Here is an 11,226-nt window from a genome sequence, read left to right as displayed (position 1 = left end):
GTCTTTCAGTCAACAATCATGTTGAATGTGAAGGCCACATCGCGAGCAGGCTCGCTCCCACATTTTTTTTGCGCTGCTAACAAGATCGCTGCATGAATCTGTTTCCATGACAGTTTTGTTTCATTCACGACTTCAGCTGTGCAATGCTGGCGCCGAGACCGTTAGCCAACTACAGCTTAAGTACAGAACGTAGAAAAAAGCGCAGCACCGTCAAACTTGCCCCTTTGGGGCGCGACCACCACAGGGGGCCCGTATGCTCACCCTGCTCAATTTGTTATCGGCCGTGGCCTTGTTGATCTGGGGCACGCACATCGTCCGAACCGGCATTCTGCGGGTTTACGGCACCAACCTGCGCCATGTCATTGGCCGGAACATGTCCAAACGCTGGCTGGCGTTTGTCGCCGGGATCGTGGTGACGGCGATGGTCCAGAGCAGTAACGCCACCGCCATGCTCGTCACCTCGTTTGTCGGTCAGGGTCTGATGGCATTGACCCCGGCCCTGGCGACCATGCTTGGCGCCGACGTCGGTACCGCGCTGATGGCGCGGGTGCTGACGTTCGATTTGTCGTGGCTGTCGCCCTTGCTGATCTTTGTCGGGGTTATTTTCTTCCTGTCGCGCAAACAGACCCGGGTCGGGCAGATGGGTCGGGTCTGTATCGGCCTGGGCCTGATCATTCTGGCGCTGCAACTGATCGTCGAAGCCGCCGGGCCGATCACCCATGCGCAAGGGGTGAAGGTGATTTTCGCCTCGCTGACCGGTGACATCCTGCTCGATGCGCTGATAGGTGCGCTGTTCGCAATGGTCTCCTACTCCAGTCTCGCGGCCGTCCTGCTGACGGCGACCCTGGCCGGCTCCAATGTGATCAGTCTACCGGTGGCCATCGGTCTGGTGATTGGCGCCAATATCGGCAGTGGCGTCCTCGCGTTCCTCAGCACCAGCATGCAGAACGCCGCCGGCCGTCAGGTCGCGCTCGGTAGCCTGTTGTACAAGCTGATCGGTTTGCTGCTGATCATCCCGGTGCTCGACCCGCTGGTGCACTGGATGGATAGCCTGGATTTCAGCCCTCAGGAAATGGTGATTGGCTTCCACCTGCTCTACAACACCGCGCGTTGTTTGATCCTGCTGCCGAGCGTCGGGGTAATGGCCAGGTTGTGCGCCTGGCTGTTGCCGGAGCGGCCGGAAGTCAACGGAATGGCCAAACCCCGGCACCTCGACCCGACAGCGCTGGTTACGCCGAGCCTTGCGCTGGCGAATGCAGCCCGGGAAACCCTGCGCATGGGCGATCTGATCGACAACATGCTTGAAGCGATGCTTGATGTGCTGCACGGCAAGCAGACCGCCGTGACCCAGGAAATGCGTCGCCTGACCGATGATGTCGAAGCACTCTACAGCGCGATCAAGCTCTATCTGGCGCAAATGCCCCGCGAGGACCTCAGCGACCAGGACAGCCATCGCTGGGCAGAAATCATTGAGTTGGCGATCAACCTCAAACTCGCCAGCGACCTGATCGAACGCATGTTGCGCAAGGTGCAGCAGCAGAAAACCTCACAGCGCCGGTCTTTTTCCGAGGTTGGACTGGAGGAGTTGGCTGGGCTGCACAGTCAGTTAATCACCAACCTGCGCTTGGGTTTGTCTGTGTTCCTGAGTTCTGACAAGGAAAGCGCCCGTCAGTTGTTGCGTGAAAAGCGTCGCTTTCGTGCACAGGAACGGCGTCTGGCCCATGCCCATGTCAGCCGATTGCAACGTAAGATTGTGCAAAGTCTGGAAACCAGTTCGTTGCACCTGGAGTTGATTGCCGACATGAAACGTCTGAACTCGCTGTTTTGCAGCAGCGCGTATGCGGTGCTGGAAACGTCGGACACCGGGGCGCTGGCCGTCGACGATTTGGCGGACATCACGCATTCGCCTTGAACGTCTGGCAGTGTGGTCAGTCAGTAACTTGAGTTCCGGTTCAAAAGCTTCGCGAGCAGGCTTGCTCCCACCACAAAACCAATGTGGGAGCGGGCTTGCCCGCGATGGCTGCCCGGAAAGCAACACGGATCGCCAATCAGCCGTATGGAAACTCGTTATGCGTTGTCTGTTGTTCGCTTGTTTGTTGCTTGGTTCATTTCCTTCGTTTGCCCTGGATCGCTTTCAGGTCGAGGGCTATACGCTGCCCAACGGCTTGCAATTGCTGCTCAAACCGGGCACCGAGCGCGGGCATGTGGCGATTCGTCTGGTGATTGGCGTTGGCCTGGATGATTTCAGCTGCGAGGACAAAGAGCTGCCGCATCTGCTCGAACACCTGTTGTTCAGTGGCATCGACGCCACCGGCGAAGGTGGCCTGGAAGAACGCATGCAGGCGTTGGGCGGGGAATGGAACGCTTTCACCAGCAACGCCGACACAACCTTTGTCATCGAAGCGCCGGCGAAAAACCAGCGAAAGGTCCTCGACCTGTTGCTGGCGCTGCTGACTCAGACCCGAATCGACGACAACGCCATCAACGCTGCCAAGCAAGTGGTCGAGCGCGAGGACGGCGGACATTACACACACCTGCAACGCTGGCTGGATCGTCAGGACCTCGGCCACACGGCGAGCAATCAACTGGCGGTGGAGCTGGGCCTCAAATGCCCGGAGCGCGCCGAAGTCGATCACCTGACCCACGAGCAACTGGATAAGGTGCGCAAGCTCTGGTACGCGCCCAACAACATGACCCTGATCGTGGTCGGTGACCTCGAGCGGTTGCTGCCGGCCTATCTGGAGCGGGCCTGGGGTGAGCTTGAGGCGGTCGACCCGAGCGATCACCTGCCCCTGCCGGAAATCCAGGCCAGTGCTGCCCATGAGCGCACGCTCAGTAGCGGTTTCGTCGGTGGTGGGGCCAAGTTGCATTGGTTGGTGCCGGAGCCGGTGCTGGAGGATCAGCAAGACGAAACGTTCGACCTGCTCAAGGACTATCTGGACTGGGCGCTTTATCGCCAGATGCGCCTGGTTCACGGTTTGTCTTACGGGCCCTCGGCCGAGCGTGAGCTGTTTGGCGGTGTGGGCTTCATGAGCCTGAACGCCGATCTTGAGCGCGATGATGTGCCGCAGGCTGAGCAGGTTCTCGATGAGTTGAAAGCCCAGTTGCTCAAGGACGGACTCGACGCCGACACCTTCAACCGCCTGAAACAGGCCGCCATTGCCCGTCAATCCTGGGCCGTGCAAGGCAATAGCGCATTGGCCGATTATTACTGGAGTGCCCTGGGGGAGTATGAGCACGGACGTTTCGCCAACCCGGCCAGGGAACTGCAAGGCGTGACACTGGAGGACGCCAACAAGGCTTTGCGCGAATTGCTGCTGCAACCAGGGTATTTGCGGATTGAGAAGCCGCTGATGGGTGATGACCAGTTGATCGGCGTGATTGCCGGGGTGTTTGGGTTACTGCTGCTCGGACTATTGGGCTGGCGCCTCCACCGAAGGACACCACCACCTGTGTAGCAGCTGCCGAAGGCTGCGTTCGRCTGCGMAGCAGGCGCAATCCGTTATGTCAGATGTTCCAGATACACCTTGATGAATGGTTTGACGACTGCTTCGCAGYCGAACGCAGCCTTCGGCAGCTGCTACAAAGGCTCCTGGGCCGGACTGTGGGCCTCGCCACGCAGCCCCCCGGCGGGTAACCTGTCGAGGAAATTTCCTACGATGAATGTGAACCGCCGAATGCCGATCCTGTCCCAATACTTCCAGCGCATTCTGGAATTGATGAAGCGCTACCCCGGGGTCATTGCACTCGGTGGTTTCATCTCCGGTGTCGGCAGCTTCATCCTGGTGGATCGCCAACAAGGCCTGGCGACCTGGATCACCATCATCATGGTGCTCAGTTGGGTCTGGCTGATGCTGGAAAACAGCCTCACCAAGCTATTCGCCAAAATCTTCAAGCGCGAAATTCCCCAGCCACTGCTGCGTTACGCCACGCAGATGATCCACCAGGAAAGCCTGTTCTTCGTCCTGCCGTTCTTTTTCATCACCACCACCTGGAACAGCGGCCAATTGTTCTTCACCGGGCTGTTGGGTATGGCGGCGCTGATTTCCATCATCGACCCGCTCTACTACAAATGGCTGGCACCTCGGCGCTGGGCGTTCCTGGCGCTGCATACCCTGACGCTGTTTGCCGCGTTGCTGACCGCCCTGCCCGTCATCATGCACCTCACCACGTCCCAGAGTTTCAAACTGGCACTGGGTGCCGCCGTGCTGCTGTCGTTCCCGAGCCTGGCGTCGATCTTCCCGATTCGTACGGTGCGCAACGCCCTGGCGATCCTGAGTATCACGCTGGGCGTCGGCGCCCTCGGTTGGGTCTTGCGCTCGTGGGTGCCGCCGGCGACCTTGTGGATGACCGACGTAGCGATCAGCACGCAAATGCAGGACCGCACACCCGGTGCCAGCCTGGAGGAAGTCAGTGCCGAGCAGATCCGTGGTGGCGGCCTGTACGCCTACACCGCAATCAACGCCCCGCGCGGTCTGGATGAGCGGATTTATCACGTGTGGCAATTCAACGGCAAAGAAGTCGACCGCATCCCGCTGGATATCCACGGTGGGCGCAAGGAAGGCTACCGCGCCTGGACGCACAAGCAGAATTTCCCCGGTAACCCGGCGGGTAAATGGCAGGTCCGGGTGTTGACCGAGGATGGCCAAGTCATCGGCGTGTTGCGCTTCAAGGTCACGGACAGCACACCGACCAAAGAAAAGTAGCGCGGTTCGTGCTATTACGTAGCTCTGCGTAATAACTGAACAAGCACGGAGCTTATGACCAGCAGCACAATGGCCGGCAATGCCCAACTGGACGCCTCTCACTCCCCTGCGCAGCTGCGGGTCACGGGTGACTGGACGCTTGTCCATTACGCCGATCTCAAGCGCCTGTGCGAACAACTTCGCGGTCAATACGACGACAACACCCACATAGATCTCAACAGCCTCGGCGCCCTCGACACCGCCGGTGCCTCGCTGTTGGTGGAGCTGCTAGGGCCCGAGCGCGTAGGCCGATCCGCCGAACACCCCGATTGCACCCTGACCACCGCCGATCGCGCGCTGCTGCAGACCATCTACAGCTCAATGACCAATTTCTGTGTGCCGGTCAAGGAACCGGAAATCAGCGTCAGTATTCAATTGCTGACCCGAATTGGCGTCGCGGTGGATACGGTCTGGCAGGACACCCTGCAACTGCTGGGCTTCGTCGGTCTGATTCTGGAAACCATCGTTCGCGGCCTGTTACAACCCAAGCGTTGGCGCATCACGCCGATGGTGGCGCACATCGAACAAACCGGCCTTGATGCCGCACCCATCGTCGCCCTGCTGACTTTTTTGGTGGGCGCTGTGGTGGCGTTTCTCGGGGCGACGGTATTGGCCAATTTCGGCGCCACAATATTCACCGTGGATCTGGTGGCCTTTTCGTTCCTGCGCGAATTCGCGGTGTTGCTGACGGCGATCCTGATGGCCGGGCGCACCGCCAGTGCGTTCACCGCGCAGATCGGCTCAATGAAGGCCAACGAGGAAATCGATGCCATCCGCACCTTGGGCCTCGACCCCATGGAGTTGCTCGTGGTGCCGCGCGTCCTGGCCCTGCTGGTGGCGCTGCCGATGCTGACCTTTCTGGCGATGCTCTCGGGGATTATTGGCGGCGGCGTGGTGTGTGCGGTGTCGCTGGATATTTCGCCGGCGATGTTCCTGTCGCTGCTGCAATCGGACATCGGGGTTCAGCATTTTCTGGTGGGGATCGTCAAAGCACCGGTTTTCGCCTTCCTGATCGCCTCGATTGGCTGTCTTGAAGGTTTCAAAGTCAGCGGCAGCGCCGAGTCTGTCGGTGCGCACACCACGTCCAGCGTGGTCCAGTCGATCTTCGTGGTGATCGTGCTCGACGCCGTGGCCGCGCTGTTTTTCATGGAGATGGGCTGGTGAGTCGCTTACCCCGAGCGCCTTCTGAGGCGGTGATCGAAGTCCGTGGGCTGTGCAATCGCTTCGGCAGTCAGAGCGTGCACGAAAACCTCGATCTCGATCTGTACAAAGGTGAAATTCTCGCCGTGGTCGGCGGTTCCGGCAGCGGTAAATCGGTGCTGCTGCGCAGCATTATCGGCTTGCGTCAGCCCAGTGAGGGGGTGGTAAAGGTCTTCGGCAAAAACCTGCCGACCTTGTCCGAGCATGAACGCTCGATGGTTGAACGGCGTTTCGGCGTGCTGTTCCAGCAAGGCGCCCTGTTCACTTCGCTGACCGTGACCGAAAACGTTGCCCTGCCCTTGATCGAACACGCCGGCCTGAGCCGTGAAGACGCCGAGCATCTGGCCGCGGTCAAACTGGCGCTGGCCGGGTTGCCGCTGTCGGCCGCCGACAAATACCCCGCTGCGCTGTCTGGCGGCATGATCAAGCGCGCGGCGCTGGCCCGTGCGCTGGCGCTGGCCCCGGACATCCTGTTTCTCGACGAACCCACCGCCGGCCTCGACCCGATTGGTGCGGCGGCGTTCGATCAATTGATCCTGACCCTGCGCGATGCGCTGGGCCTGAGTGTTTTCCTGGTGACCCACGACCTCGACACGCTCTACACCATCACCGACCGGGTGGCGGTGCTGGCGCAGAAGAAAGTGCTGGTGGCTGACGCCATCGACAAGGTCTCGGAAACCGACGACCCGTGGATTCACGAATACTTCCATGGCCCTCGCGGCCGCGCGGCGCTGACGGCCGCTCAACAGCTTAACGAGGTCTGACATGGAAACCCGAGCCCATCATGTATTGATCGGCCTGTTCACCGTGATTGTGGTGACGGGCGCCCTGCTCTTCGGCTTGTGGCTGGCCAAGTCCAGCGTCGACACCGAGTTCAAGGATTACGAAGTGGTCTTCAACGAGGCGGTCAGCGGCCTGTCCAAAGGCAGTTCGGTGCAGTACAGCGGGATCAAGGTCGGTGACGTGGTGACGTTGCGTCTGGACCCGAAAGACCCGCGCCGGGTGCTGGCGCAAATTCGTCTGGGCGGTGACACCCCGGTCAAGGAAGACACCAGGGCCAAACTGGCACTGACCGGGGTCACCGGGACCTCGATCATCCAACTCAGCGGCGGCACGCCACAAAGCCCGGAGCTCAAGGGCAAGGACGGCCATCTGCCAACCATTGTCGCCTCGCCCTCGCCTATCGCCGTCTTGCTCAGTGACAGCAACGAGTTGATATCCGGCGTGAACACGCTGATGCATAACGCCAATCTGTTGTTCTCTGCGGAAAACATCGAGCGCATCAGCAACACCCTGGAGCACCTGGAGCAAACCACCGGGACGATTGCCGATCAGCGTGGCGATATTCGTCAGGCGATGCAGCAACTGGCGTCGGTGGGCAAACAAGCCAACAACATGCTGGAGCAAACCACGGCGCTGATGCGCAATGCCAACGGCCTGCTCAACGACCATGGCAAGCAGGCGTTGGGCAGCGCCGAGCAGGCGATGAAGTCGCTGGAACAGAGCAGCTCGACAATCAACAAGCTGCTCGCCACCAATCAGGAGTCGCTCAACAGCGGCATGCAGGGGCTCAATGGCCTGGCCCCGGCGATTCGCGAACTGCGCGAAACCCTGACTTCGTTGCGCGCCATCTCTCAACGTCTTGAGGAAAACCCCAGCGGCTACCTGCTGGGCCGTGACAAGAACAAGGAATTCACGCCATGAAGCTGACTCGTATCGCCCTCCTCGCCGGCTTCATGCTGATCAGTTCGTGCTCGATCCTGCCCAAGTCCGAGCCCTTCGATGTCTATCGATTGCCTTCGGCCCAGGGCAATGCGTCGTCCAGTCATGGCACGCCGCAACGCTGGTCGCTGCGCCTGACCAAACTCCAGGCCAGCGACGCGTTGAACAGCCCGAACATCGCGGTGATTCCCCAAGGCGATCTGATCAGCAGCTACAAGGGCACACGCTGGAGCGACCCGGCCCCGGTACTGTTGCGCAATCGTCTGCTGGACGGTTTCCAGCGGGACGGTCGCGTGCCGCTGTTGAGCACCGATGACAGCATTTTCCAGACGGATCTGGAGCTGGGTGGACACTTGCAGGCATTTCAGACCGAGTATCAGGGCTCGGCTGCCAGCGTGGTCGTGAGTCTGGATGCGGTGCTGGTGCGCGGTTACGACCAGCGAATCCTCGCCAGCCGCCGCTTCGAAGTACGCCAGCCATTGAGCGATGTGAAAGTGCCCGCGGTGGTTGCCGGGTTTGGCCAGGCGAGCGATCAATTGACGGTGCAAGTGGTGAGTTGGGCGGTTGAGCAAGGGCAGAAAGCCGCATTGCCCGCGAGACCTTAAAGCCAACACGGACCCCTGTAGGAGCGGGCTTGCCCGCGAAGGCGTAGTGTCATTCAACATTGCTGTCGCCTGACACTACGCCTTCGCGAGCTAGCTCGCTCCTACAAGGAATCCGGGTCAGCCGAAGAACCAGTAGCAAACCCCGATTGCGCCCAGCACTCCGGCCAGTTCAGCCAACAACGCACACCCCACCGCATGCCTCGCTCGCTGGATGCCCACCGCGCCGAAGTACACCGCCAACACATAGAACGTGGTTTCGGTACTGCCCTGAACCGTGGCTGCCACCAGCGCCGGGAAGCTGTCGACACCGGAGGTTTTCATGGTTTCGATCAGCATCGCCCGCGCGGCGCTGCCGGAGAACGGTTTGACCATGGCCGTCGGCAACGCGTCGACGAAGCGTGTGTCCCAGCCGGCCCACTCCACCAGGTGCCGAATCCCGTCCAGACCAAAGTCCAGCGCGCCGGACGCCCGCAGCACACCCACCGCGCAGAGCATCGCCACCAGGTACGGCAACAGGTTTTTGGCCACGTCGAAGCCTTCTTTGGCGCCTTCGACGAATGCTTCGTAGACCTTCACTTTGCGCAACGCGCCGATGATCAGAAACAGCATGATCAGCCCAAACAGCGTCAGGTTGCCGAGGATCGACGACAGACCGGCCAGAGCGGTGGCTGAGAGCGTCGCCAGCAGCGCCATGAAGCCACCGAGGGCCAGGGCGCCGGGAATCATATACGCCAGCACCACCGGGTCCCAGATGCGCAGGCGTTGCATGAACGCGACCGACAAAAAGCCGACGATGGTCGAGCAACTGGTGGCCAGCAGGATCGGCAGGAACACCAGCGTCGGGTCGGGCGCGCCTTGCTGGGCGCGGTACATGAAGATCGTCACCGGCAGCAGGGTCAGGGAGGAGGCGTTGAGCACCAGGAACAGGATCTGCGCGTTGCTGGCCACAGTGGCACTGGGATTGAGTTCCTGCAGGGCCTTCATCGCCTTGAGGCCGATCGGTGTGGCGGCGTTGTCCAGGCCCAGGCCGTTGGCGGCGAAATTCAGCGTGATCAAGCCGATGGCCGGGTGACCGGGCGGCACTTCCGGCATCAGGCGCAGGAACAACGGGCCCAACGCTTTGGCCAGCCATTCGACGATCCCGGCTTTCTCGGCAATCCGCAGAAAGCCCAGCCAGAGGGTGAGGGTGCCGAACAGCAGGACCATAACCTCCACCGACAGCTTGGCCATGGCGAAAATGCTTTCCACCATCGCCGCAAAGATCCCGGCGTTGCCGCCGATCAGCCATTGCGCCAGCGCCGAAACGGCAGCCACGATGAAGAAGCCAAGCCACAGGCCATTAAGCATCAGTCAAATCCCCCGGAAGATGCGGCGAATGATAGCGGGGTAGCCAGAAACGACAAACCCCGGATTTCTCCGGGGTTTGTTTGTGTGGCTTGCTCAGGTCACTGTGGGAGCCAGCCTGCTGGCGATGAGGCCGGAAAATTCAACATCTCTGTTGTTTGATACACCGCTATCGCCAGCAGGCTGGCTCCCACATAAAAGCCAGACTCCACTGGGTTCAGCTATTAGTTCTTGGAAATTTCGCCAGCCGGCAACTTTTCCTTGCTGCGCCAGTGCGGCAGGGAGTTCCAGTAGCGCTGGCCCTTGGCGTCGTCGTACATGCCTTCCCAACGTGCGATGACCAGCACGGCGAGGGCGTTGCCGATCACGTTCAGCGCGGTACGGGCCATGTCCATGATGCGGTCGACGCCAGCGATGAATGCCAGGCCTTCCAGTGGAATCCCTACGCTGCCCAACGTGGCCAGCAATACCACGAAGGACACACCCGGTACGCCGGCGATGCCTTTGGAGGTGACCATCAGCGTCAGCACCAGGAGCAACTGCTGGCTGATCGACAGGTCGATGCCGTACAGCTGGGCAATGAAGATGGCCGCGATGCTCTGGTACAGGGTCGAACCGTCAAGGTTGAACGAGTAACCGGTCGGCACCACGAAGCTGCAAATGGCTTTCGGCGCGCCGTAGGCTTCCATCTTCTCGATCACGCGCGGCAGCACGGTTTCCGAGCTGGCGGTGGAGTAGGCCAGCACCAGTTCATCCTTGAAGATGCGGATCAGCTTGATCACCGAGAACCCGAACAGGCGAGCGATCAGGCCCAGCACCACAAAGGCAAAGAAAGCGATGGCGAAGTACACCAGCACCACCAGCTTCGCCAGCGGCAGCAGGGAGGCGAAGCCGAAGTTGGCCACGGTCACCGCGATCAGAGCAAACACGCCAATCGGGGCGTAGTTCATGATCATGTGGGTGACTTTGAACATGCTTTCCGAGACGCCCTGGAACATCTTCACCAGCGGCTCGCGCAGGTCCGATTGCAGGCTCGACAGACCGAGGCCGAACAACACGGAGAAGAAGATGATCGGCAGCATCTCGCCGCGGACCATGGCCGCGAAGATATTCGACGGGATCAGGTTGAGGATGGTTTGGACGAACGCGTGTTCATGCTGAACCTCGGCAGCGGTGGCCTGGTACTTGGAAATATCCACGGTACCGAGGGTGCTCATGTCGATGCCGCTGCCCGGATGGAACAGGTTGGCCAACACCAGACCCACCAAAATGGCGATGGTGGTGACAATCTCGAAGTAGATGATGGTCTTCAGACCGATGCGACCGAGTTTCTTTGCGTCGCCGACGCCAGCAATACCGACGATCAGCGAGGAGATGACGATCGGGATCACGATCATCTTGATCAGACGGATAAAGATATCGCCTGCCGGTTGCAGGACATTGCTGATCCACCAGGCTTTTTCGGCACTGAAATGGTTGAGCAGCGCACCGATTGCAATCCCCAATACCAGACCGATGACGATCTGCCAGGCGAGGCTAAGCTTTGCCTTCTTCATATCTTTACCCTTACTTGCGTTTGACTCAGGCAGAGGCAGTCACAGGAACGCTTG

Annotated in this window: 9 protein-coding genes; 7 read left to right on the top strand and 2 right to left on the bottom strand. The window is 60.3% G+C overall.

The window, feature by feature from the left end:
• Positions 1 to 253 precede the first annotated feature (253 nt).
• The 7 genes from AC1DSG_RS03065 to AC1DSG_RS03035 all read left to right on the top strand — a co-directional run bounded on the left by AC1DSG_RS03065 (position 254) and on the right by AC1DSG_RS03035 (position 8,272).
• Complete coding sequence (locus AC1DSG_RS03065; RefSeq protein WP_477789529.1) at positions 254 to 1,912, top strand: Na/Pi cotransporter family protein; 1,659 nt, start codon at positions 254 to 256, stop codon at positions 1,910 to 1,912.
• 157 nt (positions 1,913 to 2,069) lie between these two features.
• Positions 2,070 to 3,458: a M16 family metallopeptidase gene (locus AC1DSG_RS03060; protein WP_477789528.1), complete on the top strand. Its 1,389-nt coding sequence runs from the start codon at positions 2,070 to 2,072 to the stop codon at positions 3,456 to 3,458.
• Positions 3,459 to 3,677: 219 nt separating this feature from the next.
• A complete protein-coding gene (locus AC1DSG_RS03055) occupies positions 3,678 to 4,706 on the top strand; it encodes a DUF5924 family protein (protein ID WP_477789530.1) in 1,029 nt (342 codons plus the stop codon).
• 54 nt (positions 4,707 to 4,760) lie between these two features.
• A complete protein-coding gene (locus AC1DSG_RS03050; protein WP_477789527.1) occupies positions 4,761 to 5,909 on the top strand; it encodes an ABC transporter permease in 1,149 nt (382 codons plus the stop codon).
• Positions 5,906 to 6,709 carry an ABC transporter ATP-binding protein gene (locus tag AC1DSG_RS03045; protein ID WP_477789526.1) on the top strand — a complete coding sequence of 268 codons (804 nt, stop codon included), beginning with the start codon at positions 5,906 to 5,908 and terminating at the stop codon, positions 6,707 to 6,709. Before AC1DSG_RS03050 ends, AC1DSG_RS03045 begins: the two co-directional genes overlap by 4 nt.
• A gap of 1 nt (position 6,710) precedes the next feature.
• Positions 6,711 to 7,649, top strand: a complete 939-nt coding sequence (locus AC1DSG_RS03040) for an MlaD family protein (protein WP_477789525.1) — start codon at positions 6,711 to 6,713, stop codon at positions 7,647 to 7,649.
• Complete coding sequence (locus AC1DSG_RS03035; protein ID WP_477789524.1) at positions 7,646 to 8,272, top strand: ABC-type transport auxiliary lipoprotein family protein; 627 nt, start codon at positions 7,646 to 7,648, stop codon at positions 8,270 to 8,272. Before AC1DSG_RS03040 ends, AC1DSG_RS03035 begins: the two co-directional genes overlap by 4 nt.
• Positions 8,273 to 8,389: 117 nt before the next feature.
• Here AC1DSG_RS03035 and AC1DSG_RS03030 read toward each other — a convergent pair whose 3' ends face one another.
• Positions 8,390 to 9,619, bottom strand: a complete 1,230-nt coding sequence (locus AC1DSG_RS03030; RefSeq protein ID WP_477789523.1) for a nucleoside recognition domain-containing protein — start codon at positions 9,617 to 9,619, stop codon at positions 8,390 to 8,392.
• A 221-nt stretch (positions 9,620 to 9,840) separates the two neighbouring features.
• Positions 9,841 to 11,172 carry a glutamate/aspartate:proton symporter GltP gene (gene gltP, locus AC1DSG_RS03025; RefSeq protein ID WP_477789522.1) on the bottom strand — a complete coding sequence of 444 codons (1,332 nt, stop codon included), beginning with the start codon at positions 11,170 to 11,172 and terminating at the stop codon, positions 9,841 to 9,843.
• Positions 11,173 to 11,226: the final 54 nt, after the last annotated feature.

The sequence above is a fragment of the Pseudomonas sp. P5_A12 genome (assembly GCF_056400685.1).
This window is presented reverse-complemented; position numbering and strand designations above follow the sequence as displayed.

Bases quoted from the DNA above. Each gene is read 5' to 3' on its own strand.
- AC1DSG_RS03065 (WP_477789529.1), top strand. From the start codon at position 254: ATGCTCACCCTGCTCAATTTGTTATCGGCCGTGGCCTTGTTGATCTGG.
- AC1DSG_RS03060 (WP_477789528.1), top strand. From the start codon at position 2,070: ATGCGTTGTCTGTTGTTCGCTTGTTTGTTGCTTGGTTCATTTCCTTCG.
- AC1DSG_RS03055 (WP_477789530.1), top strand. From the start codon at position 3,678: ATGCCGATCCTGTCCCAATACTTCCAGCGCATTCTGGAATTGATGAAG.
- AC1DSG_RS03050 (WP_477789527.1), top strand. From the start codon at position 4,761: ATGACCAGCAGCACAATGGCCGGCAATGCCCAACTGGACGCCTCTCAC.
- AC1DSG_RS03040 (WP_477789525.1), top strand. From the start codon at position 6,711: ATGGAAACCCGAGCCCATCATGTATTGATCGGCCTGTTCACCGTGATT.
- AC1DSG_RS03035 (WP_477789524.1), top strand. From the start codon at position 7,646: ATGAAGCTGACTCGTATCGCCCTCCTCGCCGGCTTCATGCTGATCAGT.
- AC1DSG_RS03030 (WP_477789523.1), bottom strand. From the start codon at position 9,619: ATGCTTAATGGCCTGTGGCTTGGCTTCTTCATCGTGGCTGCCGTTTCG.
- gltP (WP_477789522.1), bottom strand. From the start codon at position 11,172: ATGAAGAAGGCAAAGCTTAGCCTCGCCTGGCAGATCGTCATCGGTCTG.